The following is a 25,105-nucleotide window of genomic DNA, read 5'->3' as shown; positions in this document are numbered from 1 at the left end:
TACGCCACACACCTTTGGAGCTGGCGGCACTGCGCGAACGGTTCCCGGCCCTGGAGCGGTCGATGCTCGCCTGGCGCGCCCTCGCCCGGCGCCAGACCGTGTGGCTCGCTCCCAACGACACGCAGCTGACCCTGGCCTGGCGCCAGGGAGGCGTGTGGGAGCAGCGGTGTGTGCCATTGCCGGAGGACGTGTGCCGGGACGGTTTGCCCCTGCAGCGCGATGCCCTGGCGGATTTCCTCGCCGATTGGCTGCTGGAGAACGGCCTGCCGCCTGCGGTGGTGGATCTGGTGCTGTTGCTGCCGTTGCAGTGCTGCCATTGGCGCCTGGTGGTGCCCCCCGACGGTCAGGCCCCGCTCAGCATTGAAGCCCTGCGCAGCCTCCAGCCGGATCTGGGTTGGTCGCTTCCTTTGTCTGAGCTGGTGCTGGCCCTGGAATCGCCTGGCCTGTCGTCGGCGTCGCAGCTGCTGGTGGGAGCGGAGCGGCTGCTGCTTCAGGCCTGGGTGGCTGTGATCGAAGCGGCGGATCTGCGTCTGGAGCGGGTGGACGGAGTGTTGGCGGCCGCCCGCCGGGGCTTGCTGGCGCGGTGCGAGGCGGAGGGCATGCCGTTGACCGGTGATCTGGCCTGGCTGCTCCAGCAGGGCAGCGCCTGGCGGTTGCTGGTGCTGCGGGATGGCTGGCCGGAGCTGGAGCGGCTGTTCTCCTCCGCCGATGCCCTGCAGAGCGATCTGGAGGCGTTGCTGCTGGCCTGGGAGCGGCATGCCGGCGCTGCATCGCCAGCGCTGCGCTGTTGGATCACGGCGCCTGCGGAGGCGCGGCAGCAGCTGCAGGGGTGGCTGGGTGGTCGTTGGGCCGAGGAGGCGGGCGGTGCGCGTTTTGCCTCGCTCGAGAGCCTGGCCTTCCCCGACCAGGGCGCGGAGGCGGAGGCGCCGCCACCGGGGTTGGATCTGCTTGAGGAGCGCCGCCGGGAGCTGGGCCTGGCGGCATCGGCCGCCGGGGTTGGGGCTGGAGCCGGGCCGCCGCCCGCGCGGGCTCTGCTGCTGCAGGGCAGCCTCTGGGGCGGCGGCCTGGTGCTGGCGTCGCTGCTGTTGCTCGCCCTGATGGGCTGGCAGGAGGGGCAGCAGGCCCAGCAGCTGGCGCAGCTGATGCCGGTGGAGCAGCGGGTGACCCGGGCGGAATCGCGCTTGCGTCGCCTCCGCTCAACCACGACGGCTCTGCGCAAGAACAACACCCGTCTGGCGGAGCAGCTGGTGGCGGTGCCCTCCGGGTCGGCGCTGCTGGAGCAACTGCGCCAGGTGACCCCCGCGGGGGTGCAGCTCCAGAGCCTGCGCGTGCAGGGGAACGCGATCGAGCTGTCGGGTGAAGCGCAGGCGTCGCTGGATCCCGGCCCCCTGGAGCGGATCAATGCCCTGGTGCTGGCCCTTGCAGCGCTGCCGATCAGCGAGCCCGATGGGGTGAAGGTGGTGAAGGCGACGCGCTCCGGCGATGACGGGGGGCCTGTGCAAGCGGTGACCTTCAGCCTCACCTGGGGGCTGGATCCCGCCGCTCGCCCCTCGTTGGCCACCCTGAAGGCGCTCGGGGCCGATGGGCTGGTGCGGCGCTTCCAGTTGCTGCAGCAGGCGGGGGTGGCCCTGTGACCAATCTCAGCCCGGATCAGCCCGCCTGGGCCCGGCGATTCACACAGGAACGCCTCCTGTTCGGGCTGCCGATCCTCGTGGGCGGATTGTTGGCCGCCGCTTTGGTGTTGATCGTTGGCTGGCCCCGCTGGGGCAGTCTCCAGCAGCAGCACCAGCGGTTGGAGGCCCTGCGCGCCAAGCAGTCGAGCCTGCCCCTGCTCGAGACGCAGCTGGCGAAGGCGGAGCAGCAGGAGCAGGCGGCGCGCGACCAGCAGGCCCTGCTCGTGGAGTTGCTGGCGGGCCAGGGCCAGATCCGCACCTTTCTCGCCGAGCTGAGCCGGGCGGCGCGCGCCACCGGGGTGGCGATCGAGCTCTATGAACCGGTGCCAGCCAAGCCCGTGGTTTCTGCCCCACAAGGCGCCGCCAAGCCCGAGAAGGGCCAGGCTGAAAAGGCGACCAAGCCGCCGAGCGATCCGCTGGAGGCGCTCGGTTACAGCATCACCAGCGTGCTGCTCCAGGTGCGCGGCTCCTATCCCAACGTGCTGGCGTTTCTGCGGCGGATGGAATCGCTTGATCTGCTGGTGCGCCCCAGCGACCTGGAGCTGAACGGAGTGGCCAGCGCCACGGACGATGCCGCAGGGGCTGATGAGGACAGCGGCCCCGTGCTCACCGAGCTGAAGCTGCGTTTGAGCTTCTACGACACCCTGCCGCCCAAGGCCCAGAAGGCCAACGAGGCGAAGAGCGCGACACCGCCGTCGTAGCGGGCTGGTTGGAGCCGGATCGGATCGATACCATCCGGCCAGCGGTTGCAGCGCAGGGTCCCTTGTTTGTGATGAGATCGCCGCAGCGACGGATCTGTGCCTCGATGCTGAGCTCCTGCCTCGGTGGAACAGCGCTGCTGGGGGCGTTCGGCTTGTATGAGTTGGCGGCCGCTCCCGTGCTGGCCGAGGCCGATGGCGTGATGCAACTGCAGGCGCGCCGCAGTGCGGAGGGGCTGGAGATCGTGGTGGTGGGTGTGGGCGCCCAACCGGTGCTGCAGCAGCGGCTGGAGAGCGGCCAATGGCAAGGACGCCTGACCACGCAGGGCACCCCGGGTGTGCGTGGTGGTGTGTCGCGGCTGTCGCTTCCGGATTTGGGCATCCAGCGCTTCAGTCTTGAGGGCAGTGGCTCCACCTATCTGTTGCGATTCGATGCGGTGAATGGGGTGACGCCTCCCGACCCGTTGGTGAGTGCGGATGGTCGCAATCTGATCCTGTCGTTTCCCGGACTGGCCTCGCCCACCCTGCAAACCGGACGGCTGGATCTCAACACACCCGGACGGGTGCCCCAGGCGCGCTATGCCCCACCCTTGCGCCCCCGTGCTGTGGCTCCACCGTTAGGCGATATGGCCGTGGGCACGATGGTGCTGCAGAACCGCAGCTTCGTGAATGTGAGCGGACCACCGGTGACGCTGACGCTGAATAATGCACCAGCGAAGGATGCGTTGCTGTCGATCGCCAGGCTCGGCGGCTACGGCTTCGTGTTTGTGGGTGAAGACCTTCCTGGCACAACGACGACGCCAGGAGTTCCCGGTACGACGCCACCCTCAGGTCAGGGGCTGGGTGGGTTGATTCCAGTCACGATGTCGTTTCAGAATGAAAATTATGCCCGTGCCCTGAACGGCATTTTGTTGGCTTCGGGGCTACAGGGAAAGCTGGATGGCCGCACTTTGCTCGTGGGGACCTCTGTGTCTGCCAAGACGTTTGGCCCTCAGGTGTCGAAGGTGTATCGGCTCAATCAGGCCAGCGCCACGTCCGCTGCCGATTACCTGGCGAGCCTGGGCGCTTCGATGAGTAAGGTCAACACCACGTCGATTATCACTGGGGAGCCTGCATCCGCCGGCACGTCGCAGCTCAGCACGCAGACCTCGCAGACGCGATCCACGTTGACCAATGTGGAGACTTATGGTTCTTCGGTGGGGCCTCTCAGGGGTTTGACGGGAACCACGGATGCGCGATTGCAAACGGTGACCTTGGTGGGTGACTCTCAGTTGGTTGCGATTGCTGAAAGCTATCTGAAGCAGATTGACCTGAGGCAGCGGCAGGTGGCATTGACGGTTAAGATCTTGGATATCAATCTTGAGAATGACAAGCAGATCGCCAACAGTTTTGCCTTCCGCTCTGGTAATATGTTTGTGGTGAGCAATAATGGCGAGTTGCTGGCTAATTTTGGCAGTTACAAACCGCCTGGTTCGGAAGCCGGTGGTTTGCCGGGTCAATATTCGGCGCAAGAGGGTACGACGCCTGTGCCAGGCACTGGCAGCCTTGCCGGTGATAACACCCCCTTCTTTGATCAACCGACCTCGGCCTATCCATTGCCAGGTTCATCAACGCGGCTGGGTGATACGACGCGATCGCCGACGAGGCCCGATTTTGGCACCTACAACAACCCTCTGCAGCCAGGTGTCAGTGATGTGACTGAAGATACCGTCGAATACACGGCGCCGACCAAATTCCAGTATCCCACCAATCAATTCTTTGATTTCTTGCGGGCCAAGATTGAGTCTTCGTCGACCAAGGTGTTGGCAAGTCCCACGCTTGTGCTCCAGGAAGGAGGTGAAAAGTCGATGGGCACTGATAAGGGGAAAATCTCTGAAGATGGCAAAATTGGTCGTGAATATTCCAATGAAGCCTATGTGCGTGTTGGCACGCAGTTTGTAACGTCGTACGAGGTAAAGCAAGATATTAATGGCAATAACTTTTGTCAGCCAGTGTTCGCGAATGCTGGTCTTACATTTGGCGCGCGAGTGGATAAAATTGATGACAATGGATTTATCACGTTTGCGTTGTCGCCGGAGATTTCGGCGCCCGTTGGCTCGGAGCAGGTGGGGAATTGTGGGGCGATCACGATTATCAATGATCGCTCGTTGGATACGGGTAAAATCCGCGTCAGAGATGGTCAGACTTTGATTCTCACGGGTGTAATTAACGACACGGATCGTGAGGTGGTGTCGAAGTGGCCCATTCTTGGCGATCTCCCCTTTGTTGGCCAATTTTTCCGTAGTTCCGGAGGGCAGCGTTCGAAGAGCGAGCTGGTCATCCTCGTGACGCCGCGCATCATTGATGATCGCTCCGGCGGTTCGTATGGTTATGGCTATCGCCCGAATCTGCCTGCGGCACGGCAAATTATGACGGGAAACTGACTGACTGACAGGCTGGCCGCTCAGAAGCCCATGCCCATCGGCGCAAACGCCTTGATTGCTAGCGGAGCCAGCATGCGCATTGTGCCGAGCATTCCACTCAGGAAGCCACTGCCGATGCCGTTTGAGGCAGGAGGGGTGTCTTGGTGATGGCGACGTTGGCTCACATTGTTGGCTGCCGCCTGGAGTTGTTCCGCCCAGGCTTGATTGCCGTTTTGTTGGAGTAGTGATGCGGCGTAGCGAAAATCTGCTGCGGCCAGATCGTCTTTGACGAGTTGAGCGCGTGCGATGCCCCGGGCAATCCAAGACAGCGATTGTGTGGGTTCTTGTTTGATGGCCTCGCCGAAAAGATCTTCCGCGTTCTGCCACCGTCCGGCCTGGGCTGCTTCCACGCCGGCATTGTGCAGGGAGGCGTGGCTTTGCACGCCGCCGGCGATGCCCTGGGCACCCTGCCAGTGCGCTTCCTCCAGAGCGTTCTGATCAAGGCGCACGCCACTGAGGTCGCTCCCCCGCAGATCAGTGCCATAGAGCCGTGCTCCCTCCAGGTTGGCGCCGCGCAGGGAGGCACTACGCAGGCTGGTGAAGCTGAGATCGGCGCCACGCAGATCCGCTCCATCGAGGCGGGCCTGGCCAAGGTTGGCGCGTTGCAACTGGGCGCCGCTCAGATCCGCATCACGCAGATCGGCATGCACCAGATCGGCATCCTGCAGCTTGCACCCTGGGCAGCTCCGCTGCTGCAGCACCAGCAGCACGGCTTCGGTATCGGCTGCATGGGCTGCTGCCGGCGGAGATAAATCGGAAGGGAGGGCGCTGCCGCCGAACAGGGTGATCGCCAGCAGCAGGGAACGGGAGCGCATGAGTCGGTAACGGCTGCGATGGCAGTGGGCTTCTTGTATCAGTCGCGGCAGCCTCTGTCGATCCGGCTGGGGGTCAGGCCACGTCGAGGTTGTGGTGCAGCGCCTCATCGAGCAGGGCTTGCTCGAGTAGTTCACGCGCCACCGCTTTGATCAGTTCTGCTTTGGCTTGGCTTCGTGCCGCTGCGCCTCGAATCGGAATCGTGCGCAGCCGCAGCCGCATCCGGGTGCCATCGGCGGCCGCGTTGGCGTCGTGCAGCAGCTGAAACAGATCCACCACCGCCACCCAGGTGAGCGCCTCTTCGCGGCTGAAACTCGGGCGGAACACCGGCGCTTGTTCACCGCGGGCCGCCAGGCCGGCGAATTCATCGAGGCGCTGCCGCCGGAAGCGCACCACGGCATCCGGATGGCTGGCGAACCAGGATCTGTCGTTGTGCAGCGTCTCAGCGCTCATCGCTTCGCATCGTTGGAGGCCTGCTTCAGTTGCTGCTCGATCAGCGCCTTGAATTGCGGCCAGGGTAAGGCGCCTTCCACAACCCCGCCCCGATGACGCTCACTGCTGATCGTGGGGCCGATCACAAAGGTGGGGGTGGCGCTGATGTCGTGCAGGGCCGCTTCCGATCGATCGCTGCATGATGGCATCCACTGGCAGCACTCCTGTGCCTGAAGTTCACGGCGGCAATCTGGAGGCCACGGCACGGCGCCTCGGTTGTCGTCCGGATCAGCTGCTCGATGCCAGCGCCTCCTTGGCGCCCTTCCCCTTGCCCTGGCGAGCACGCTGGCAGGGGCTGCGGGCGCCGTTGCAGCCCTATCCCGATCGCGGTCAGGAGCGTTTGCGGCGTTGCATCGCTGCAGTGCATGGCCTCGATCCGAGCGGGGTGCTTCCCGGCAACGGTGCCGCTGAGCTGTTCACCTGGGCTGCTCGCGATGCGGCCGCCGCCGGGCCTTCGCTGCTGCCCCAGCCTGGCTTTGCTGATTACGCCCGGGCTCTGCGCTGTTGGGATGGGGCATCCGAGGCTTTGGCGTTGCCGCTGCGCTGGAGTGCGGCGACTCCGCAACCGTTCCCGCTCACGGCTGCGGCCCGGGTGGCCTCCGTGCTTTGGATCACCAATCCCCACAACCCCACCGGCCAGCTCTGGAGCCGCGCCTCACTGGCGCCACTGCTGCAGCGCTTCACTCTGGTGATCTGCGATGAGGCGTTTCTGCCCCTGGTGCCCGGTGGCGAGACGCAGTCGCTGATTCCGCTGGTGGCGGAGCACCCCAATCTGGTGGTGATCCGCAGCCTCACCAAGCTCTATGGCATCGCCGGTTTGCGCCTCGGTTATGCCGTGGCCCAACCCGAGCGCCTGCAGCGCTGGGCCGCCTGGCGTGATCCCTGGCCGGTGAATGCGGTGGCGTCAGCCGTGGGCCAGGCCTTGCTGCGCAGCCCCAAGCGCCACCAGGCTTGGTTGCAGCGTGTGCAGCGCTGGACCGCCCGCGAAGGCGCCTGGCTACAGCTGCAGCTCGCGGGGCTGCCGGGGATCAGCCCCATGCCCTCAGCGGCGAACTACCTGTTGATCCGGGGCGAGCGGGATGGTGAGCCGTTGTCGCTCCAGCCCCTGCGCGAGGCGCTGGAAAGCCGCCATCGCATCCTGCTGCGTGATTGCCGCTCCTTTGAAGGGCTGGATGAGAGCTGGCTGCGGATCGGCGTCCAGAACCGGCGCGGTAATCGGCGCATCCTGGCTGCCATGCGGAGGGAGTTGTTCTGATGCAGCTTTGCGATGTATGATGCATACATCACTGCGGGTGAGGTCCGGTTGTGCGCAGAACGCAGATCTACCTCTCTGAGCAGGAGCACGAGGGCCTTCGGGTTCTGGCTCAGCGCTCGGGGCGTACCCAGAGTGCTCTGATTCGAGAGGCCTTGGATGAGTTTCTTCAGCGACAGGAGGCGGGAGGGCGTCTCGCCCGGCTGCGCGAGGGGCGTGGTTTGTGGTCTGAGCGAAACGACCTGCCGGATTGGGATGCCCTCAGGCGCGAGCTCGACCGTTGATGTCGGGCTTGTTGGTGGTCGACACGGATGTGCTCATCGACTACTTGCGTGATCAACCGCAGGCGGTGGCCTTCCTGGAGGGTTCTGATCAGGTTCTTGCGGCATCGGTGATCACTGTCGCCGAGCTTTATGCGGGTGTGCGCGATGGTGAGGAGAGGAAGCGTCTCGACGCCTTTGTTGAAGCTTTTGACGTGATTCCGCTGAATGACAAGGCGGCCGTGGTGGCCGGGCTCTGGCGCCGCCAATACGGACGCAGTCATGGCACCGGTCTGGCTGATGCCCTGATTGCCGCAACTGCCGATGGTGTTGGCGGCACGTTGGTGACACTGAACCAGCGTCACTTCCCCATGCTTCCCGATCTGCTGATTCCCTATCGCAAGCCATCGCCCTGAGGCGGCTTGGTTGCCCTGGTAACTGCCAGTAGCGTTGATCCATGGCCAGTTCTCCGGCAACTCGCTTCCGCGCGCCAGCCATTCCCTGGCTGCAGTCGCAGCCGCTTGTCGAGCAGCTCGATCTCGGGCCGGGCTTGGATGCGGCTGCCCTGCGCAACGGATTGGTGGTGCTTGCTGCGGAGCCGCAGGTGCAGGCTCTGGTGGCCTTCGGCTCCAGGGCGCGGGGCGATGCTCAGCTGGAGTCTGATCTGGATCTGGCGGTGATCTGCCGCAAGCCCATCCTCACGCCGGCTGAGAAAACCGAGCGCAGCTTTGGCTACCGCCAGTGGCTCGGGCCTGTGGGTTGTGGTGTGGATCTGCTGGTGGTGGGAGCTTCAGACGCGCAGCATCTGGCTGGATCCCGTTGGCATGTGATGGGTGATGTGGCTCGCGAGGGGCGGGTGCTCTATGTCGCCGGCTGAAGACGCTGCGCTGCTGTTGCGCATTGTGCGCCGCCATCTGCAGGCGATGCGGCTCAACCTCGATCCGCAGTATCCCGATGAGGAATGGGGCTTTCAGGCTCAGCAGGCGCTGGAAAAGCTGTTGAAGGCCGAGCTCGTGCTGCGCGATCAGCCGGCTCCGCGCACCCATGAGCTCCTGGATCTCGCTCTGCTCTTGAACGTGGAGCTGCCGGAGGGGCTTCAGAAACTCCAGGTGTTTGCCGTGGAGGCCCGCTACGAAGAAGGGCCGTTTGCACTGCCGGCCAGCCGCGTGCTGCTTCTGGATGATTTGGAGAGTCGTCTTAAGGCTTTGGAGAGCAGGATTGAAGGCTCGATCACGCCTCCCAATGCCGGCTCTCAAGAGCTTCCACCTGGTTGAAAGCTTGATCTGCCGTCAGTAGGGTGCAGTTCAAGGCAATGGCATGGGCGGCGATCAACAGATCCATGGCGTTGAGGGTGATGCCGTTTTGCATCAGCTGCGCGCGCAGGTCGCCATAGCTTTCCGCAGCGTTCTGCTCGAACGGTTGGATCGGGATTGCCTTGAGCAGCTCGATGACCAGTTGCTCACGCTGGGGGCTCAGGCGCCTCCGAGCTAGGCCGAAACGCAGTTCTGCTGCCACAACGGCAGAGAGTGAGCAGCGATCTTCGGCGAACCATCGATCCAGTTGTGGTGATGTCCTGTCGACAAGGGCACGCACCGCATTCGTGTCGAGCATGAACACTTGCTTCATGGCCAGTCGCGCTCCTGAGCGACTTCGCTTCGATCGATCGCCGTAAACAGTGGCTCGAAACTACCTTCGGGGTCGCTCTCCAGCAGTTCGCTGCGGCGCCTGAGCCACTCCAAAGGCGTGGATCTGATCGGGGTCAGCGTCACAACACCACTGAGTTCATCGCGTTGAACCTCCACTTCCGTGCCCTCAAAACGGCAGCTGGCCGGCAGCCGTACGGCTTGGCTGCGCCCGTTGCGAAACAGCTTTGCTCTCATCCCGCGCCCTGTTGGTCTCGACCAGTCTAGTTCACGGTTCCTTTGAGCGCTCTGAGCAGCCGCGTCACCTGCTCAGCACCATCAGCAGCTCCACCAGTCGCTGCTCGGCATCGCGCACCGCCAGCCGTTCCATCCCCTCAGCAAGCTGCAGCAGCGGATCCGCTGCCGGATCGCAGCCGCGCAGGCGTGGGCCCAGCAGCCGCCACAGGGTGGTGCGCAGCGCCTGATGCTCCGGGGCGTGCTGATGCACGATCACCGCGGCTCCAAGGCTGGCGGCGCAGGCGGCATTGGCGTCCTGGTGCTGATCCGCCGCCTGGGGGAAGGGCACCAGCACCGTTGGCGTGCGGCACACCGCCAGTTCGCTGAGGCTGCCGGCACCGGCCCGGCTGATCACCAGATCGGCGTGTTGCAGCAACCCGGGAATGTCATCGCTGAAGGGACGTTCCACCAGCGCCGGGTGGTTGAGGCTGCCCGCCTCGGCATCGTTGCTGCCGCTCAGATGCACCACCCGGCAACCGGCGGTGAGCAGGTCGGGCAGCACCGCCCGCACCATCCGGTTCAGGCCCACGGCACCCTGGCTGCCGCCCATCACCACCAGGAGCGGGCCATCGCCATGGGGAGCCCAGTCGGGCAGCGCCTGCGCTTCCAGGAACTCGCGTCGCACCGGCGTTCCGGTGACCAGGGCTTTGCAGCCCGGGATCCGTGCCGCTGCCGCCGGCAGGCCCACTGCCACCTGCTGGCAGAAGCGCCCCAGCAAGCGGGTCACCCGACCGGGAATGGCATTGGATTCATGCAGCACCACCGGCACACCGCACCAGCGTGCCGCCAGGATCGCCGGTGCGGCGATGTAGCCCCCGGTGCTGAACACCACCGTGCTCCGCTCGCGTCGGATCAGGCGGCGCACAGCACCAGCGGCGGCGATCAGCTGCACCAGCTGCAGCAGCTTGCGCAGGCCCCGCCCCTGCAGTCCGCCGGCCTGCACCGTCACCAGCCCATAGCGCTCGGGCACCAGCTGGGTCTCCAGGCGATCGGGAACCCCGAGCCAGCGCACGTTCCAGCTCTCCGGAAGCGCTTCGGCCACCGCCAGGGCTGGAAACAGATGGCCGCCGGTGCCGCTGGCAGCGATCAGAAGCCGAGACATGGCAACGGGCGGCTTGCGAGAGGCGCTTTAACTTAAGGGCAGTGCCGAAGAGATCCAGCCGCGTGCGTCGCTCCGCCCTTGCCGTCCTGTCGGCCCTTCTGCTGTCTGCCTCTGGGATCGCCGCTGCCCCGCCCGGCCGCACCGCAGAGGCCAGCAACGCCAACGCCACTGCCAGCGCTTCGGGGCTGGTGACGCGCCTGCAGCAGGCCCTCAACGCCCCCGACCAGAACGGTCTGGATGCCCTGTTGGCCCCGGATCAGCAGGCGTTGATCGGCCGTCGTTTCCGTCGTTTCGCCGCGGATTTCCCCGATGCGCGCTGGAGCCTGAAGGCGGGTCAGCCGATGGCGGATGGGCGTCAGACCCTGTCGCTCGCGGTGAGCGCCAGCCGTGAAATGGATGGCCAGCGCTTCACGCTGCAGGCGAGTCAGCAGCTCGCCCTCAGCGTGGCGGGCGGTCGGATCACCGGGCAGGAGGTGCTGCAGGAAGAGTCGGTGCTCTCCAGCGCCAGCCAGCCCTTCCCCGTGAGCCTCCTGATCCCGGATGCGGTCCTCACCGGCAGTCGTTACGACGTCGACGTGGTGCTGGAGCAACCGCTGGGCGATGCCATGCTCGCCGGTGGCTTGATCGGCCTGACCCCGGAGCAGGTGGCCGCGCAGCAGAGCCCCGACATTCAGCTCGAGCCCCTTGGTGGAGGCGGCCTGTTCAAATCCGTGAAGGCGCCGTATCAGCCCGGCAGTCAGACCTGGGCGGCTCTGGTGGTGCATCCGGAAGGCGTGATCACGGTCACCAAGCGGGTGCGCGTGGTGAGTGACAAGAGTCAGCTCAGGCTCTGACCTCGTCGTCGGGGGGCTGAGGCAGGAAGGTCAGGTCAGATCCGGTCATCGTTTGCGGCTCTTTCAGTCAGATCCTGCCACCGCAATCGGCGCAGCATGACGGAGTCCATCGACCCGAATCCCATGGCTCTCCCTTTGCGCTGGCACCGTGCCCTGTTGATTCCCTGTGCCGCCCTCGCCGCCGCTGCGATCCAGCCGGGTTTGTCCCTGGCGGATCCGGAACCGGGCCGTCGCTGGGGCGGGCGCGGGCCGGAGGCCAGCCTTACCGACAGCCAGAAACAGCAGTTGTTCCAGACGCGACGCGCCTGGGAGCTGCGGAGCTACGACCAACGCCTGGCCATGCTGCGCCAAGGCCAGAGCTGCTTGCAGGGAGCCACCACGCTGGAGGCGTACCGAGGTTGCAAACAGGAGCAACGTCAGGCCTGGCGTGCCCTGCAGGCGCAGGGCCGTGAGGTGATGAACGCGGAACGGAGCAAGCTGGGCTTACCGCCGATGCCGGAGCGGCAGGGCCGACCCTGGGGGAACGGCTCGCGCAAAGGCTGATCTGGTGATGCGGCTGGTCGGTTCAGGCCGCCTCGTCGAGGGCGGCGACGCCGGGCAGCACCTTGCCTTCGAGCAGCTCGAGGCTGGCACCACCACCGGTGGAGATGTGCGACATCTTGTCGGCCAGGCCAGCCTTTTCCACCGCAGCCACCGAGTCGCCGCCACCGATGATCGTGCAGCAGCCCTTGCCGCTCAGATCCGCCAGGGTGGTGGCGATGGCGTTGGTGCCGGCGGCGAACTTGTCAAACTCGAACACGCCCATGGGGCCGTTCCAGATCACGGTCTGGCAGTCGGCCAAGGCCTCCTGGAACACCTTGATCGAATCGGGGCCAATGTCGAGGCCCATCCAGCCGTCGGGGATGGCATTGATCGAGGCCACCTGGCTGTTGGCATCGGGGGCGAAATTGTCGGCGAGCACCACATCGGTGGGCAGGAGTAGCTGCACGCCCTTGGCAGCGGCCTTGGCCTCCAGCTCCTTGGCCAGCTCCAGCTTGTCGTCTTCCACCAGGCTCTTGCCCACTGCGAGGCCGCGGGCCTTGTAGAAGGTGAAGATCATGCCGCCGCCGATCAGCACCTTGTCGCACTTGTCGATCAGGGCTTCGAGCACGCCGATCTTGGAGCTCACCTTGGAGCCGCCCACGATCGCCGCCAGGGGGCGCTTGGGCTCATCCACCGCACCCTGCAGATACTGCAGCTCTTTCTCCATCAGGAAGCCGGCGACGGCGGGCTTCAGGAACTTGGTGACCCCCTCGGTGGAGGCGTGGGCGCGGTGGGCGGCGCCGAAGGCGTCGTTCACATACACATCGGCCAGGCCAGCCAGCTTTTCAGCGAAACCGGCGTCGTTCTTTTCTTCCTCAGCGAAGAAGCGCACGTTCTCCAGCAGCACCACATCGCCGTTGGCCATGGCGGCCACCTTGGCCTCGGCATCCGGGCCGATGCAGCTGTCGGTCTTCACCACCGGCTTGCCGAGCAGCTCGCCCAGGCGGGCGGCCACGGGTGTCAGACGCATGCCCTCATTCACCTGTCCCTTGGGGCGGCCGAAGTGAGCGGCGAGGATCACCTTGGCGCCCTTGCCAAGCAGATCCTTGATCGTGGGCAGGGCAGCACGGATGCGGGTGTCGTCGGTGATGGCGCCGGCATCGTTGAGGGGCACATTGAAATCAACCCGCACGAGAACGCGTTTGCCGCTGAGATCGGTGCCACTGAGGCTGGCCAGGGAACGCTTCGCCATGGGGTTGTGTCGTGCGGTATGAAAACGGGGAGAGATTAACCCGAGTGTCGCGGCTTCAGCGCTAAGACGTTCACAGGGCCCGAGGACAGGACGCGTCATGTTCAACACCGTTCTCTTTCCAATCGACCAGAGCCGGGAGGCGATGGAGACAGCCAGCAAGGCCTTGGAGCTGGCCCGCAGTCACGACAGTCGTCTGATCGTGCTCTCGGTGGTGCAGCCCGACCGGCCGGACATGCACGATCCGGCGGCAGTGGCCGCCTTGCTCGAGCAAGCCCGACAACGCTTCGTCGATGCCGGCCTGCCCTGCGAGGTGGTGGAGCGCGAAGGCAAGCCGGCCTTTGTGATCTGCGATGTGGCCGACGAGTTGAATGTGGATGTGATCGTGATGGGAACCCGCGGGGTGAATCTGGAGGACGACAGCGAAAGCACGGCGGCGCGGGTGATCCAGCTGGCCCCCTGCCCGGTGCTGGTGGTGCCGTGAGCTCACCCCCGATTCAGTGGTATCCAGGTCATATCGCTAAAGCGGAGCAGCAGCTCAGGCGCCATCTCGACAAGGTGGATCTGGTGATCGAGGTGCGCGACGCCCGGATTCCGCGTGCCACAGGCCATCCCCACCTCAACCGCTGGATCAACGGCAAACAGCACCTGTTGGTGATCAACCGACGCGACATGGTCACGGCGGAGGCGCGGGACGCCTGGCAACAGTGGTTCAAGGGGCAGGGCCAGAGCACGGTCTGGTGTGATGCCAAAGCCGGAACGGGGGTGAAACAGCTGCAGCAGGCGGCGATCCGCGCTGGTGATCAGCTCAATGAGCGGCGGCGCAACCGCGGCATGCGCCCCCGGGCGGTGCGGGCGCTCACGCTGGGTTTCCCGAATGTGGGCAAGTCGGCCCTGATCAACCGCCTGGTGAAGCAGAAGGTGGTGGCCAGTGCCCGTCGCGCTGGTGTTACCCGCACCCTGCGCTGGGTGCGCCTCGGGCAAGACCTGGATCTGCTCGATGCCCCCGGGGTGCTGCCGCCACGGCTCGACGATCAACGGGCGGCGTTGCACCTGGCCCTCTGTGATGACATCGGCCAGGCCGCCTACGACGGTGAGTGGGCCGCTCAGTCGTTTCTGCGTCTGTTGGCTGTCCTCGAGCCGCGTCAGGGTTCCGGGGTGTCGCTGCCTCTTCTGGAGACGCGCTATGGCATCCCCCTGGCAGGCGATACGGCCGATCCCGCCCTCTGGATCCAGGCGGCGGCAGCCAGGCACACCTCCGCCGATACGGCGCGGATGAGTCAGCGCCTGATGGATGACTTCCGCAAGTCGGTCCTCGGCAGCATTGCCCTGGAGCTGCCGGTTTGAGACCCCCCCGCACGAAGCCGCCGCTGCCGGAGGAGATCTTCAGCCAGGCCTTCGGGGAGGGCGAGGGAGAGCTGGTGACGCTCACCTACCCCAAGCCGCTGCCGATGCGACTGGATCGTTGGCTGGTGAGCCAGCGCAGTGAGCAGAGCCGGGCCCGGATTCAGAAATTCATCGATGCCGGCTTCGTGAGGGTGAATGGCAAAACGGGCAAGGCGAAGACCCCCCTGCGCCAAGGCGATGCGGTGCAGTTGTGGATGCCACCACCGGAGCCGCTGCCCTACCTGAAGCCGGAGCCGATGGATCTCGATGTGCTGTTTGAAGACGAGCACCTGATCGTGATCAACAAACCGGCGGGGCTCACGGTGCATCCGGCACCGGGCAACAAAGATGGAACCCTGGTGAATGGCCTGCTGCATCACTGCCCCGACCTGCCCGGCATCAGCGGCAAGTTGCGGCCGGGGATCGTGCATCGGCTCGACAAAGACACCACCGGTTGCATCGTGATCGCCAAAAGCCAGGAGGCGCTGGTGAAACTGCAGTTGCAGATTCAGAAGCGGATTGCCTCAAGGGAGTATCTGGCGGTGGTGCATGGGGTGCCGCGGGGCGACAGTGGCACGATCGTGGGCGCGATCGGTCGCCATCCGGCCGATCGCAAGAAATATGCGGTGGTGAGTGGCGAAAACGGGCGTTATGCCTGCACCCACTGGAGCCTGCAGGAGCGGTTGGCTGATTATTCGCTGTTGCGTTTCAAGCTCGACACCGGCCGCACCCACCAGATTCGGGTGCATTGCGCCCACATGAACCACCCGGTGGTGGGCGACCCCACCTACAGCCGCTGCCGCAAGCTTCCCGTTGAGTTGCCCGGGCAGGCGTTGCATGCGTTCCAGTTAGGGCTGGACCATCCGATCACGCGCGAGCGGCTGCTGTTTGAAGCCCCGCTTCCGCCGGTCATGGAGAAGCTGCTTGCGGTGCTTCGGCGGCGTTAGGGGGTCATCCAATGTTGTTTGAGTTTGCTGTAGGAGCCGTCGTAGTAACTGCGGGAGATGCCGATATTGATCGCTTGAGCACGCGGGTCTTGGCTGAAGCGATTGGAAAACGCAAAGGCCATGAACAACGGCATGAGCGCCCCGGAAGCGGCTGACACTTTGGGTGATGCGGGCATCGTGTCCAAGGTGGCCTGGATCGTTTGTTCGTCATCCAGAATGGCGTCGACCCGACCTTGTTGAAGCAGGGCCACACAGGCGCTGGCAATGTTGCAAGCAACGGTCTTGGCTCCGTTGCTTTTCAGGATTGACGTCTGGATATAGCCCGGAATGGTGGCGAAGGATGACTGCTGTTGAATTTCGGCTTGCACGGTGCTTTCCGTTTTGGCCTCTTTGCTTGTGGAGGCTTCATTGGATAGTTTGAGAACATAGGAGGCGAAGTAGGCGGTGAGAAGGACGCGCGCAAACAGTGAGCCAATGGAAATAATGCGGCTTTTGGAGCGCTTGGTGTGATCGGTGGAGAGGAGGAGCGTTTTCTGCAGGATGAAGATCAGCTGATGCCGTTTCCTGAGGCTTGAAAAGTCTTGGCGGTGGCGTTCCAGTAGCCAGACGGGAATTGCAAACAGGCAGGCAATCAGGATGAGGCCTATGAAGATCAGCAGCACCTCTCTGGATAGGATGATGCGGAGGAGTTTGATTGCGGTAGGCTTTTTTTTCTCAAGTTTGTAGAGCTTCAGGTTGCTGCTGGCCGTTGGGAATGAGAATTGAAATATTTTGCTGCGATTCTCGTTGATCAGCACGCCTGAAATGGCCAGGTCGGCTTCGCCGCTGCTGATCTGCTCAATCAAAGACTCGAAGCTTTCCGCTCGTCTGATTCGGTAAGGAATCTGACGGGTTTCAGCAATCATGCGCCACAGGTCAATTTCAAGGCCTGAAGGCACGCCCTGGGCATCGACGGCATAGGGCGGATTCGGAAACCAGATCACATCCACCGGGGCTGGTGGATTGAGGCTGGGTTCAGCGGCGTGAAGACCGTGGCCGAAGGCGCTGCAGAGGCAGAGAGAGAATGTGCTGCAGGCTGTTATGAGCCTGTGTCGTCTCCGCAGTGAGACTCCAGCCATGGCGCCGGGGGGATGCCGTTGGCGTCGATTCTCTCCGGTGATGAGGGTCTGCGTCAGGTGAGGGTGAGAAGACTGTCTCCGACCATCAGCGTGTCGAGGCTGAGAGCTCCACTCACGCCAAGATCCATACCCTGTAAGCCGTTGAAACCGACGGTCAGCGACTGCTGGCTTCCAATCGATGATCCCCAGGCGTCCCCTGTGAGCACGTAGCGATACTCCCCATCGCCCAGGGCTTCCCTGCTGACGGTCGCCCCCCAGGCCTCGTTTGCGATGCGGTGGGGACTGATGAAGCTCAGGCTCCAGTCGTCCAGTGCTTCCGAACCCGTATTTGTGAGGGTGATTTCGGCGGTGAAGCCCCCCCACCAGATGTCTCCGTCGATCGCGACGGCTAATGGCGTCGTTGTTCCCGTGATCGGATCCGTGGATGTCGCGTCGGGCACCGTTGCATCCTCACGGGTTGCCAGCCAGTCGACATCGCTGCCAAGGGGGTCGCCCAGGCTCACCATGCTCTGGAAGTAGTCGATCACCACAGCTGCTTCCACCTCCAGGGCTGGCCATTGGGGCCAATCGAAGGTGTCGTTCATGAAGGCCTGCGTTTGGTCATGGCTCAGGATGGTCAGGTGGTTGATGTCATGGGCGATCGCTCCGCCCGGAATCGGCAGCCAGCCATGGGCGCGATCATGCATCCAACCTCCGAAATGGGGTTCCATTTTCAGGGTGTTGATGAAGGCATCGATGCCGTTGTTGGCCTCCAGATGCTCGATGAAGCCGTCCTGGTCGACGTTTCGCGCCAGGGCGATCACCTCGTCGGCCCTGCCGAGCCGGGCTGTGCGTTGCAAGCTGGCGATCAGCTCTGGGGCGTAGTGCTGGTCAGCGATCCAGCCCACCTTGCTGCCCTGCATGGCATACCAGAGACCTACACCCTTCAGCTCATCTCCCCAGGCCTGGCTGTTGTTGGTGAGCTGATGAGCAAAGGCCCAGCGGCCGACCGTCTCGAGGTCAACGGTTTCCAGGCCCATGAAGGTCCGTAAATGGTTGTAAGCAACCAGGGCTTCGGTTGTGATGGGTGTGCGCCCATCCCTGAGTTCCTCATGGGTGGTGTGCATGCTGCCATTGGAGGCCCCGAAGGCCGTGATCAGCTCGTAGCCGTTTTGGGAGCCATGGGAGTGATCCATGGTGTGCGGAGTGTCGTCATGGGGCTTGGCTGACTCGGGTGCTTCCGTTGAGGCATGGGCCTCCACGGGGCTGGCTTCTGGGGTGTCAGCGCCCGTGAGGAGCGCGGCCGTGAGCTCACCGCGGTCTCCCAGGGGAACGCCCTGGTGGCCGTTGAAGCCCACCGTGACCGATGCGCCGGGCGCCAGTGACTGCCCCCAGTCCGCTCCGGTCAGTGTGTAACGGAAGCGGCCATCTGCAAGGCTCTCGCGTTCGAGATCGGCTCCCCAGGGGCTGCCGTCGATCACGTGAGCACTCTCAAAGCTGGTGCTCCAGCGTTCAAGCTGGTTGCCTGAGGTGTTGGTGATGGTGAGGGCAGCGGTAAAGCCACCCCACCAGATGTCTCCAGTGATGGAGACGTTGAGGAGGTTGGACGACATGGGCGGTGTGACTGGACCGGGTATGGACTCATTCAGCTCCTGATGGCGTCATCGTTCAATCCTTCAAATGGAGGGTTTTTGCAGGCGACCCTCAGGGAATCAGCCTGAGACGCAGGGCGGAGGAGACGGCGCTGGCCCGGTTTCCCACCCCCAGGCGTTGCATGATCTCGCTGAGGTGATCGCGCACCGTGTTCGCTGTGATTTGGAGTTGGGTTGCGATCTCGCGGTTACTGAGGCCTTCGGCCACCAACGCCAGGATCTCCAGTTGTCGCTCCGAGAGGACCACTCCCTGATCGGACGGCTCCATCACGTTCGCCTCCCCCAGGAGCGGATCCAGATAGCGGTGACCGTCCTTCAAGGCTTGCAGCGCAGCGATCAGGGCGCCGGAGCGTTGCTCCACACTGCGCTCATCGATGCAGGCGTCCGCCCGCAGTTGACGGGCCAGACGCAGGCTGTCTTTCCTGGGGCGATTGAGGAGAAGCAAGCAGCGATGGTTGCTGTTCAGACGCTTGCAGTCGCGCAAGAGCTCCAGCCCGGAACCATCACTCAGCTGTTCGGAGATCAATAACCAGTGGGGTGTGTTGACGCTCTCCAGGTAGCCGATGGCTTCGGCTCTGGAGTCGAGGAACCGCCGTTCTTTGGGGCTGTGCATGCCCGCCAGCCGGGCCATCTGTTTCACAGCAAACAGATGGGGGTAGAGGCACACCAGCAGATCCTGATCATGGATCAGTCTTCGGATCCGGCGGGCCCGTTCGATGTCACCCAGTGGTCTCAGGGAGGTGCCCATCGGCTCAGGTGGGCAATCGCGGACACGCCGCCACCAGCTTTCGGGTGATCGCCGCAGCGGGTGCGCGCAGCAGCTGATCCCCGGGGCCTTCCTCCACGATCTGGCCGTGGTCGAGCACGATCACCCGGTGGCAGAAGCCACTGGCCACCGACAGGTCGTGGGTGATGAAGATCATCGCCAGACCCAGCCGTTGCTGCAGCGCCCGCAACAGGCCGAGCACCTCCGCCTGGATCTCGGCATCGAGCATGCTCACGCTTTCATCACAGATCAGCACCTGCGGTTCGAGGGCGAGGGCGCGGGCGATCGCCACCCGTTGTTGCTGCCCACCCGAGAGCTGCCGGGGCCGGCGGTTCTGAAACTCTTCGGCCGGAGTCAGGCCCACCAGCTTCAGCAGCTCCCGGGCCCGTTCCCGGGCGGCTGCCGTGCTGGCCAGCCGATGGATCAGGAGCGGATCGGCGATCGCTTCCCCCACCGGCATGGCCGGGTTGAGGCAGGCGAGCGGATCTTGAAACACCATCTGAAGGGAGCGTCGAGCGGCGCGTTCCCGCTCCCCTCGCAGGCGCAACAGATTCTCACCGTTGAGCCACACCCGCCCGCCCCGAATCGGGTTCAGGCCCATGAGGGCGCGGCAGAGCGTGCTTTTGCCACATCCCGAGCCGCCTACCACCCCCAGGGATTCGCCGGCCTGCAGCGCAAAGCTCACCCCATCCACCGCTTTCAGCCAGGTGGGCGACCAGGGAGGTCCTCCCAGGTTGTGCCAGCAACGCAGGTTCTCCACGCGGAGCAGCAGTCGACTCTCTGGAGCTGTGGGCGTTGCCCCTCCCTCCCGCTGGCGCGCTGCCGCCACCAGACGCCGGCCCACGTCGGAGTGGGGCTGGGTCAGCACCGCCTGGCTGCTGCTCAGCTCGGCCACCCGGCCCTGATCCAGCACTGCCATCCGTTCGCACCAGCGGTGGGCCATGGCCAGGTCATGGCTGATCAGCAGCAGGGCACTTCCCCGCTCCGCACAGAGGCCCTGCAGCACGCCCATCACCTGGTTCGCCACGGCCACATCGAGGCTGGTGGTGGGTTCATCGGCGATCACCAGCGGCGGATCAAGGGCGATGGCCAGGGCGATCGCCAGACGCTGCCGCATGCCACCGCTGAATTCATGCGGGTAGGCGCTGAAGCGCTCGGCACCGATGCCCACCGCCTCCAGCAACTGTTCCGCCCGTTCTCGCTTGGCGGATGCCGGCCAGGTCGTCCGGTGGGCGCTGAGGGTGTCGCTCAGGTGACGCCCCACAGTCATCAGCGGGTTCAGCCGTGTCATCGGATCCTGAAACACCAGGCCCACCGCCTCGCCGCGCAGTCGGCGCAGGGCGCTGCGGCTCAGCTGGCGCGGATCCTGCCCGCGCAGACGCAGGCCACCCCGGCATTGGCTGCCCGTCGGCAGCAACTGGAGCACCGCCCGCGCCACCGTGCTTTTGCCGCAGCCGGACGGGCCCACCAGGGCGAGCCGCTCCCCTTGCGCCAGCTGCAGATCCAACCCATCGAGGGTCCAGCGGTCGCTGCCTGGGTAACGCAATTGCAGCTGGTCCAGCTCCAGCACCGCTGCCGCCGGGGTGGACATCAGGGGGAGCACGGGGACACCTGAGTCAATACCATGGATTGACCCCGTCGGGTTGGATGCTGAACGTCACCTCTGCGCCGGAACAGCCCCAGACCGATGCGGTCCGTGCTGCAGAGCCCTGCGACCAGCCTGTGCAGCGGGTGCATCCGATTCGCACGATCGAGGATTACGGCATCGATCTGCCCGACTGGCTGCGGGAGTGCCTCACCCATGTGCCCCCCGGTGAGGGCTACAGCTGTCCAACCGATCCGGAGGCGTTGCTGGCGGCTGCGTTCGATTTCGCCTTCCAGCTGCATCAGGGCCAGTTCCGGGCCAGTGGTGACCCTTACATCGTGCACCCGGTGGCGGTGGCCGACCTGCTCCGCGACATCGGCGCCAGTGCGCCGGTGATCGCCGCCGGCTTTCTCCACGATGTGGTGGAAGACACCGACCTGACCCCCGCCCAGCTCGAGAGTCATTTCGGTGCGGAAGTGCGGGAGCTGGTGGAGGGGGTCACCAAGCTGGGCGGGCTCCACTTCACCAATCGCACGGAAGCCCAGGCCGAGAACCTGCGCAAGATGTTTCTGGCCATGGCCAGCGACATCCGTGTGGTGCTGGTGAAGCTGGCCGATCGGCTGCACAACATGCGCACCCTGGGGGCGCTGAAGGAAGAGAAACGCCAGCGCATCGCCCGGGAAACGCGGGAGATCTACGCCCCCCTGGCCAACCGTCTCGGCATTGGTCGCTTCAAGTGGGAGCTCGAGGATCTCGCCTTCAAGCTGCTGGAACCCGATGCCTTCCGCGAGATCCAGCAGGAGGTGGCCACCAAGCGCAGCGAGCGGGAGGAACGGCTCGGCGTCACCGTCAAGCTGCTGAGCGATCGCCTGGCAGCGGTGGGGCTCGACAGCTGCGAGGTGAGCGGCAGGCCGAAGCACCTTTATGGCATCTGGAGCAAGATGCAGCGGCAGCAGAAGGCGTTCCACGAGATCTACGACGTGGCAGCGCTGCGGATCCTCACGCCCAACGTGGAGAGTTGCTATCGGGCGCTGGCGGTGGTGCACGACACGTTTCGGCCCATTCCCGGACGCTTCAAGGACTACATCGGTCTGCCCAAACCGAATGGCTATCAGTCGTTGCACACGGCTGTGATCGGCCGGCACCGACCGATTGAAGTGCAGATCCGCACCCTGGAGATGCATCAGGTGGCCGAATTCGGCATTGCGGCCCACTGGAAATACAAGGAGGGCGGCTCGCCGGCTGCGGGAGGTGACACCGAACGCTTCAACTGGTTGCGGCAACTGGTCGACTGGCAGCAGGAGGGTGGCGCTGATGACCACAACGACTACCTCGCCTCGATCAAGGAAGACCTGTTCGATGAGGAGGTGTTCGTGTTCACCCCGAAGGGGGATGTGGTGGGCCTCCGCAAAGGATCAACGGCCGTGGATTTCGCCTATCGCATCCACTCCGAAGTGGGCAACCAGTGCCATGGCGTGCGCATCAACGATCGCCTCTCCCCGTTGTCGACCCCTCTGCAAAACGGCGACTTCATCACGATTCTCACCAGCAAAACAGCCCATCCCAGCCTCGATTGGCTGAATTTCGTTGCCACACCCACCGCTCGCAACCGCATCCGCCAGTGGTACAAGCGCAGCCATCGGGATGAAACGATCCAGCGGGGCAAGGATCTGCTGGAGAAGGAGCTGGGCCGCAATGGATTCGATGCCTTGTTGCACAGCGACGCGATGACGCGGGTGGCTGAGCGCTGCAATCTCCACAGCACGGATGATCTGTTGGCGGCCCTTGGGTTTGGCGCGGTCACGCTGCATCAGGTGCTCAATCGCCTGCGGGAGGAAATCCGCCTGCAGACCGCAGCGGCGGCCCAGCCCCTCAGCAATGAGGATGTGGCGCGTCGTTTGGTGGAGCAGGCGGAAGCGTCGTCGCCGCGCCCATCCCAGGGATCCACGGTGCCGATTCTCGGCGTGGAGGGACTCGACTACCGGCTCGGTGGGTGTTGCAGCCCCTTGCCGGGTGAAGCGATCGTGGGCACGGTGGCGCTTGGCAATCACGGCATCACCATCCACCGGCAGGAGTGCGCCAACGTGGAGGCGATTCCCAGTGAACGTCGTCTGCCGGTGAGCTGGAACCCGGCGGTGACTCGCCATGGTCTGCGCTTCCCGGCCCAGTTGCGCATCGAGGTGATCGACCGCGTCGGCATTCTTAAAGACATCCTCATGCGTCTGTCCGATGGTTCGATCAACGTGAGTGATGCCCGGGTGAAAACCGCTTACGACAAACCGGCTCGGATTGATCTGCGGGTGGAGATCAGCAGTGTGGAGCAGTTGCAGCGCACCATGGCGCAGATCCGCTCCATGGCCGATGTGCTCGACATCGCCCGCACCGGGCAGAGCTGACCGCCGGGAGATGGTGCGTTGACCGATCCGCTCACCACTGTGTCGCTGGCCGTCTCGGAGGCCGAGCGGCAGGAGGTGTATCGCTTTCGCTATGCGGTGTATGTGGAGGAGATGGGCAAGTCTCCACCGGATGCCAACCATGAGCGCCGTGAGCTCACCGACCGCTTTGATGCCAGTGCCAGCCTGTATGTGCTCCACGATGGCGACGGTGCCCTGGTCGGCACGCTGCGTTTCAATCGCCTCGCCGCCCTGGCGTCAGCCCGGGAGGCCCTGCGCCCGATTGCCCTGGATCCTCTGCTGGAGCAGGCGCCCCTGGAAGCGCTGTCTTACACCTCCAGGCTCATGCTTCGCGCCGACTGGCGCGGCGGCGGCTCCCTCGGGTTGTTGTTCAACCGTTGCTTTGCCGATGCCCTTGCGCAGGGCATCCGATTGGACCTCTGCCATGCCCATCCCGGCTTGATCGAGCTGTATGAGCAGCTGGGGTATCGCCGCTTCTGTGCCGGCATCGCCTGGCCTGGTGTGGGCTATCAGGTGCCGATGTTGCTGGCCCTCCGCGATCGCGACCATCTGCGCCGGAGTCGTTCTCCCCTGATGCGTCATCCGGCGCTGGCCCAATGCGTCGATGCAGAGGCCGATGGGCGTTGGCTGGATCAGCAGTCTCAGAGGTATTGGGGGCTGAACCATCGCCTGGTGAATCCCGATCAGTTCTGGGAGCTCGCTGGCGAGGCCCTGCGTCAGCCCGGGCAGGGTCTGCCGCTTCTGCAGGGGTTGAGCGATGAGCAGTCCCGTCGTCTGCTGAAAACCGGCACCGTGCTGCAGTGCGCCGCCGGAGATCGCATCGTTTCGGAAGGGGAGCCTCGGCAGGATCTGTTCGTGGTGATGGAGGGCTTTGCCGAGGTGAGTCGGCAGCATCAGGGGCAACGCCTGGGGCTTGCTGTGCTCAAGCCCGGCGATGTGTTCGGTGAGATGGGCTTCCTCGGCCGCAGGCAACGCAGTGCCGATGTGGTGGCGGCCACGGACACGCGGGTGTTGGTGCTCACCCAGGCCTTTCTGAACAAGGCGCTGCGCACCCAACCGGATGCCATGGCGCTCGTGCTGCGTAACCTGGCGCTGGTGCTGTCGGAACGCCTCTCCAGCACAACGGAACGCCTACTTCAGCTCAGCTGGGATGCCCCCGATGACGACCAACCCCAACGCCGCCGGCTCCTATGACTTTACCGCCCTCGGTGATGAGAGTGGTGAACTGGAGCGGCTTCAGCTTCAGGCTCAGCGTTCGGCCCAGCTTGAACTGCAGCTGCTCGAGAGGATGGGATTGGCGGATGGCCAGGCGGTGCTGGATCTGGCCTGCGGCCCCGGGGTGATCAGTCGATTGATCGCCCAGGCCCATCCCAAGTCGCAGGTCACGGCCATGGATCTCAACGGTGCGTTGCTCGCCGCCGCCCGCGAAGAAGCGGCGACCGCGGGGTTGGCGTCGATTCGGTTTGTGCAGGGAGATGTGTATGCCCCTCCCCTGGAGCAGGGGCAGTTTGATTTCATTTACGCCCGGCTGCTGTTCCAGCACCTCGAGAAGCCGTTGCAGGCGCTGGAGGCGATCCGCGCCCTGCTGAAGCCCGGCGGTGTGCTGTGCATTTTTGATATCGACGACAGCTGGTTGACGTTGGTTCCCGAACCGGAGGGCTTCGCCAGCTTCACGGCGGCTGCGGCTCGCGCCCAGGAGCGGCGCGGTGGCAATCGTCTGATCGGTCGCCAGCTCGGTCGCCTGCTGGAGGAGAGCGGCTACGACCCGGTCGACGTGCATGTGGAGACGGTGACGTCGCGACAGCTCGGGATGCGGGCATTCCTCGACATCACCCTCGGCTTCAAGCGCCTGTTGCTTGAGGGAGAGGAACTCGAAGCGGCCCGCGCCACATTGGAGGCCGCCGATGCCCTGGTGGACGATCCCAGGGCCTGGGCCTTTGTGGGTGTGTTCCTCGCCCGGGGCGTGCGCCCCTGAGATCGAAC

The 25,105-nt window shown here is 64.6% G+C and carries 27 protein-coding genes; 16 read left to right on the top strand and 11 right to left on the bottom strand.

All coding sequences use genetic code 11. The annotated features are described in order from the left end of the window. Nucleotides 1-14: 14 nt before the first annotated feature. The 3 genes from SynRS9909_RS14100 to SynRS9909_RS12840 all read left to right on the top strand — a co-directional run bounded on the left by SynRS9909_RS14100 (nt 15) and on the right by SynRS9909_RS12840 (nt 4,794). Nucleotides 15-1,634: a PilN domain-containing protein gene (locus SynRS9909_RS14100; RefSeq protein WP_007101303.1), complete on the top strand. Its 1,620-nt coding sequence runs from the start codon at nt 15-17 to the stop codon at nt 1,632-1,634. Next, nucleotides 1,631-2,374, top strand: coding sequence for a hypothetical protein (locus tag SynRS9909_RS12845; protein WP_007101304.1), 744 nt, complete (start codon nt 1,631-1,633; stop codon nt 2,372-2,374). Before SynRS9909_RS14100 ends, SynRS9909_RS12845 begins: the two co-directional genes overlap by 4 nt. A 104-nt stretch (nt 2,375-2,478) precedes the next feature. Then, the gene (locus tag SynRS9909_RS12840) at nt 2,479-4,794 is read left to right on the top strand and encodes a type II secretion system protein GspD (protein ID WP_007101305.1); all 2,316 of its coding nucleotides are present in this window, start codon (nt 2,479-2,481) and stop codon (nt 4,792-4,794) included. Nucleotides 4,795-4,814: 20 nt separating this feature from the next. On the opposite strand, the gene SynRS9909_RS12835 is transcribed toward SynRS9909_RS12840, so the two are convergent. The 3 genes from SynRS9909_RS12835 to SynRS9909_RS12825 form a co-directional block, all read right to left on the bottom strand. Further along, on the bottom strand, nt 4,815-5,648 hold the full coding sequence (locus tag SynRS9909_RS12835) for a pentapeptide repeat-containing protein (RefSeq protein WP_007101306.1): 834 nt from the start codon (nt 5,646-5,648) through the stop codon (nt 4,815-4,817). 73 nt (nt 5,649-5,721) lie between these two features. Continuing rightward, nucleotides 5,722-6,099, bottom strand: a complete 378-nt coding sequence (locus SynRS9909_RS12830; RefSeq protein WP_007101307.1) for a hypothetical protein — start codon at nt 6,097-6,099, stop codon at nt 5,722-5,724. Continuing rightward, on the bottom strand, nt 6,096-6,287 hold the full coding sequence (locus SynRS9909_RS12825; protein WP_007101308.1) for a hypothetical protein: 192 nt from the start codon (nt 6,285-6,287) through the stop codon (nt 6,096-6,098). Before SynRS9909_RS12825 ends, SynRS9909_RS12830 begins: the two co-directional genes overlap by 4 nt. Here SynRS9909_RS12825 and SynRS9909_RS12820 point away from each other — a divergent pair. Genes SynRS9909_RS12820 through SynRS9909_RS12800 form a run of 5 tightly spaced genes read left to right on the top strand, consistent with a single transcriptional unit; the run spans nt 6,281 to nt 8,924 of the window. After that, nucleotides 6,281-7,393 carry an aminotransferase class I/II-fold pyridoxal phosphate-dependent enzyme gene (locus SynRS9909_RS12820; protein WP_038001802.1) on the top strand — a complete coding sequence of 371 codons (1,113 nt, stop codon included), beginning with the start codon at nt 6,281-6,283 and terminating at the stop codon, nt 7,391-7,393. The genes SynRS9909_RS12825 and SynRS9909_RS12820 overlap by 7 nt on opposite strands. A 50-nt stretch (nt 7,394-7,443) precedes the next feature. Continuing rightward, the gene (locus tag SynRS9909_RS12815; protein WP_007101310.1) at nt 7,444-7,674 is read left to right on the top strand and encodes a CopG family transcriptional regulator; all 231 of its coding nucleotides are present in this window, start codon (nt 7,444-7,446) and stop codon (nt 7,672-7,674) included. Beyond that, a complete protein-coding gene (locus SynRS9909_RS12810) occupies nt 7,674-8,066 on the top strand; it encodes a type II toxin-antitoxin system VapC family toxin (protein WP_007101311.1) in 393 nt (130 codons plus the stop codon). Before SynRS9909_RS12815 ends, SynRS9909_RS12810 begins: the two co-directional genes overlap by 1 nt. 41 nt (nt 8,067-8,107) lie before the next feature. Next, nucleotides 8,108-8,527, top strand: a complete 420-nt coding sequence (locus SynRS9909_RS12805) for a nucleotidyltransferase domain-containing protein (RefSeq protein ID WP_007101312.1) — start codon at nt 8,108-8,110, stop codon at nt 8,525-8,527. Then, nucleotides 8,514-8,924 (top strand): HEPN domain-containing protein, encoded by a 411-nt coding sequence (locus SynRS9909_RS12800; RefSeq protein ID WP_007101313.1) that lies wholly within the window; start codon nt 8,514-8,516, stop codon nt 8,922-8,924. The genes SynRS9909_RS12805 and SynRS9909_RS12800 overlap by 14 nt, the downstream gene beginning before the upstream one ends. Here SynRS9909_RS12800 and SynRS9909_RS12795 read toward each other — a convergent pair. The 3 genes from SynRS9909_RS12795 to murG all read right to left on the bottom strand — a co-directional run bounded on the left by SynRS9909_RS12795 (nt 8,881) and on the right by murG (nt 10,671). Beyond that, nucleotides 8,881-9,276: a PIN domain-containing protein gene (locus SynRS9909_RS12795; RefSeq protein WP_038001021.1), complete on the bottom strand. Its 396-nt coding sequence runs from the start codon at nt 9,274-9,276 to the stop codon at nt 8,881-8,883. The genes SynRS9909_RS12800 and SynRS9909_RS12795 overlap by 44 nt on opposite strands. Then, entirely contained in the window at nt 9,273-9,530 is a 258-nt protein-coding gene (locus SynRS9909_RS12790) for an antitoxin (protein ID WP_007101316.1), read from the bottom strand. Before SynRS9909_RS12790 ends, SynRS9909_RS12795 begins: the two co-directional genes overlap by 4 nt. Nucleotides 9,531-9,594: 64 nt before the next feature. After that, entirely contained in the window at nt 9,595-10,671 is a 1,077-nt protein-coding gene (gene murG, locus SynRS9909_RS12785) for an undecaprenyldiphospho-muramoylpentapeptide beta-N-acetylglucosaminyltransferase (protein ID WP_007101317.1), read from the bottom strand. A 62-nt stretch (nt 10,672-10,733) separates the two neighbouring features. Between murG and SynRS9909_RS12780 the strand changes: the two genes are divergently transcribed. Both SynRS9909_RS12780 and SynRS9909_RS12775 read left to right on the top strand, forming a co-directional pair. Next, the gene (locus SynRS9909_RS12780; protein WP_007101318.1) at nt 10,734-11,504 is read left to right on the top strand and encodes a nuclear transport factor 2 family protein; all 771 of its coding nucleotides are present in this window, start codon (nt 10,734-10,736) and stop codon (nt 11,502-11,504) included. A gap of 96 nt (nt 11,505-11,600) precedes the next feature. After that, nucleotides 11,601-12,047, top strand: coding sequence for a hypothetical protein (locus SynRS9909_RS12775; protein ID WP_007101319.1), 447 nt, complete (start codon nt 11,601-11,603; stop codon nt 12,045-12,047). 22 nt (nt 12,048-12,069) lie between these two features. Here SynRS9909_RS12775 and pgk read toward each other — a convergent pair whose 3' ends face one another. After that, a complete protein-coding gene (gene pgk, locus SynRS9909_RS12770) occupies nt 12,070-13,278 on the bottom strand; it encodes a phosphoglycerate kinase (protein WP_007101320.1) in 1,209 nt (402 codons plus the stop codon). Nucleotides 13,279-13,375: 97 nt separating this feature from the next. Between pgk and SynRS9909_RS12765 the strand changes: the two genes are divergently transcribed. The 3 genes from SynRS9909_RS12765 to SynRS9909_RS12755 are packed head-to-tail and all read left to right on the top strand — an operon-like array spanning nt 13,376 to nt 15,608. Then, nucleotides 13,376-13,759, top strand: a complete 384-nt coding sequence (locus SynRS9909_RS12765; protein WP_007101321.1) for a universal stress protein — start codon at nt 13,376-13,378, stop codon at nt 13,757-13,759. Next, nucleotides 13,756-14,622, top strand: a complete 867-nt coding sequence (gene ylqF, locus SynRS9909_RS12760) for a ribosome biogenesis GTPase YlqF (protein ID WP_007101322.1) — start codon at nt 13,756-13,758, stop codon at nt 14,620-14,622. The genes SynRS9909_RS12765 and ylqF overlap by 4 nt, the downstream gene beginning before the upstream one ends. Beyond that, nucleotides 14,619-15,608: an RluA family pseudouridine synthase gene (locus SynRS9909_RS12755; RefSeq protein ID WP_007101323.1), complete on the top strand. Its 990-nt coding sequence runs from the start codon at nt 14,619-14,621 to the stop codon at nt 15,606-15,608. The genes ylqF and SynRS9909_RS12755 overlap by 4 nt, the downstream gene beginning before the upstream one ends. On the opposite strand, the gene SynRS9909_RS12750 is transcribed toward SynRS9909_RS12755, so the two are convergent. The 4 genes from SynRS9909_RS12750 to SynRS9909_RS12735 all read right to left on the bottom strand — a co-directional run bounded on the left by SynRS9909_RS12750 (nt 15,605) and on the right by SynRS9909_RS12735 (nt 20,714). After that, nucleotides 15,605-16,597 (bottom strand): ABC transporter substrate-binding protein, encoded by a 993-nt coding sequence (locus tag SynRS9909_RS12750; RefSeq protein WP_007101324.1) that lies wholly within the window; start codon nt 16,595-16,597, stop codon nt 15,605-15,607. The genes SynRS9909_RS12755 and SynRS9909_RS12750 overlap by 4 nt on opposite strands. A gap of 182 nt (nt 16,598-16,779) precedes the next feature. After that, nucleotides 16,780-18,318 carry a cellulose binding domain-containing protein gene (locus SynRS9909_RS12745; protein ID WP_007101325.1) on the bottom strand — a complete coding sequence of 513 codons (1,539 nt, stop codon included), beginning with the start codon at nt 18,316-18,318 and terminating at the stop codon, nt 16,780-16,782. 91 nt (nt 18,319-18,409) lie between these two features. Beyond that, nucleotides 18,410-19,105, bottom strand: coding sequence for a response regulator transcription factor (locus SynRS9909_RS12740; RefSeq protein ID WP_007101326.1), 696 nt, complete (start codon nt 19,103-19,105; stop codon nt 18,410-18,412). Between the two features lie 4 nt (nt 19,106-19,109). Then, the gene (locus SynRS9909_RS12735) at nt 19,110-20,714 is read right to left on the bottom strand and encodes an ABC transporter ATP-binding protein (protein WP_038001024.1); all 1,605 of its coding nucleotides are present in this window, start codon (nt 20,712-20,714) and stop codon (nt 19,110-19,112) included. Between the two features lie 56 nt (nt 20,715-20,770). On the opposite strand from SynRS9909_RS12735, the gene SynRS9909_RS12730 reads away from it, so the two are divergent. Genes SynRS9909_RS12730 through SynRS9909_RS12720 form a run of 3 tightly spaced genes read left to right on the top strand, consistent with a single transcriptional unit; the run spans nt 20,771 to nt 25,097 of the window. Then, nucleotides 20,771-23,104 (top strand): bifunctional (p)ppGpp synthetase/guanosine-3',5'-bis(diphosphate) 3'-pyrophosphohydrolase, encoded by a 2,334-nt coding sequence (locus tag SynRS9909_RS12730; protein ID WP_007101328.1) that lies wholly within the window; start codon nt 20,771-20,773, stop codon nt 23,102-23,104. An 18-nt stretch (nt 23,105-23,122) separates the two neighbouring features. Beyond that, the gene (locus SynRS9909_RS12725) at nt 23,123-24,316 is read left to right on the top strand and encodes a cyclic nucleotide-binding domain-containing protein (protein ID WP_007101329.1); all 1,194 of its coding nucleotides are present in this window, start codon (nt 23,123-23,125) and stop codon (nt 24,314-24,316) included. Continuing rightward, complete coding sequence (locus tag SynRS9909_RS12720) at nt 24,282-25,097, top strand: class I SAM-dependent methyltransferase (RefSeq protein ID WP_007101330.1); 816 nt, start codon at nt 24,282-24,284, stop codon at nt 25,095-25,097. The genes SynRS9909_RS12725 and SynRS9909_RS12720 overlap by 35 nt, the downstream gene beginning before the upstream one ends. The last annotated feature ends 8 nt before the right edge of the window (nt 25,098-25,105 follow it).

This window comes from Synechococcus sp. RS9909 (genome assembly GCF_014279595.1).
Classification (GTDB): domain Bacteria; phylum Cyanobacteriota; class Cyanobacteriia; order PCC-6307; family Cyanobiaceae; genus Synechococcus_C.
The sequence above is the reverse complement of the archived record's forward strand: the minus strand, read 5'-3'. Positions and strand labels throughout refer to the sequence as shown.

Excerpts from the sequence above, each read along its gene's own strand:
- SynRS9909_RS12840 (WP_007101305.1), top strand. The coding sequence starts at position 2,479 with ATGCTGAGCTCCTGCCTCGGTGGAACAGCGCTGCTGGGGGCGTTCGGC.
- SynRS9909_RS12835 (WP_007101306.1), bottom strand. The coding sequence starts at position 5,648 with ATGCGCTCCCGTTCCCTGCTGCTGGCGATCACCCTGTTCGGCGGCAGC.
- SynRS9909_RS12830 (WP_007101307.1), bottom strand. The coding sequence starts at position 6,099 with ATGAGCGCTGAGACGCTGCACAACGACAGATCCTGGTTCGCCAGCCAT.
- SynRS9909_RS12820 (WP_038001802.1), top strand. The coding sequence starts at position 6,281 with ATGGCATCCACTGGCAGCACTCCTGTGCCTGAAGTTCACGGCGGCAAT.
- SynRS9909_RS12825 (WP_007101308.1), bottom strand. The coding sequence starts at position 6,287 with ATGCCATCATGCAGCGATCGATCGGAAGCGGCCCTGCACGACATCAGC.
- SynRS9909_RS12810 (WP_007101311.1), top strand. The coding sequence starts at position 7,674 with ATGTCGGGCTTGTTGGTGGTCGACACGGATGTGCTCATCGACTACTTG.
- SynRS9909_RS12805 (WP_007101312.1), top strand. The coding sequence starts at position 8,108 with ATGGCCAGTTCTCCGGCAACTCGCTTCCGCGCGCCAGCCATTCCCTGG.
- SynRS9909_RS12800 (WP_007101313.1), top strand. The coding sequence starts at position 8,514 with ATGTCGCCGGCTGAAGACGCTGCGCTGCTGTTGCGCATTGTGCGCCGC.
- SynRS9909_RS12795 (WP_038001021.1), bottom strand. The coding sequence starts at position 9,276 with ATGAAGCAAGTGTTCATGCTCGACACGAATGCGGTGCGTGCCCTTGTC.
- SynRS9909_RS12790 (WP_007101316.1), bottom strand. The coding sequence starts at position 9,530 with ATGAGAGCAAAGCTGTTTCGCAACGGGCGCAGCCAAGCCGTACGGCTG.
- murG (WP_007101317.1), bottom strand. The coding sequence starts at position 10,671 with ATGTCTCGGCTTCTGATCGCTGCCAGCGGCACCGGCGGCCATCTGTTT.
- SynRS9909_RS12775 (WP_007101319.1), top strand. The coding sequence starts at position 11,601 with ATGACGGAGTCCATCGACCCGAATCCCATGGCTCTCCCTTTGCGCTGG.
- pgk (WP_007101320.1), bottom strand. The coding sequence starts at position 13,278 with ATGGCGAAGCGTTCCCTGGCCAGCCTCAGTGGCACCGATCTCAGCGGC.
- SynRS9909_RS12765 (WP_007101321.1), top strand. The coding sequence starts at position 13,376 with ATGTTCAACACCGTTCTCTTTCCAATCGACCAGAGCCGGGAGGCGATG.
- SynRS9909_RS12745 (WP_007101325.1), bottom strand. The coding sequence starts at position 18,318 with ATGTCGTCCAACCTCCTCAACGTCTCCATCACTGGAGACATCTGGTGG.
- SynRS9909_RS12740 (WP_007101326.1), bottom strand. The coding sequence starts at position 19,105 with ATGGGCACCTCCCTGAGACCACTGGGTGACATCGAACGGGCCCGCCGG.
- SynRS9909_RS12735 (WP_038001024.1), bottom strand. The coding sequence starts at position 20,714 with ATGTCCACCCCGGCGGCAGCGGTGCTGGAGCTGGACCAGCTGCAATTG.
- SynRS9909_RS12730 (WP_007101328.1), top strand. The coding sequence starts at position 20,771 with ATGCTGAACGTCACCTCTGCGCCGGAACAGCCCCAGACCGATGCGGTC.
- SynRS9909_RS12720 (WP_007101330.1), top strand. The coding sequence starts at position 24,282 with ATGACGACCAACCCCAACGCCGCCGGCTCCTATGACTTTACCGCCCTC.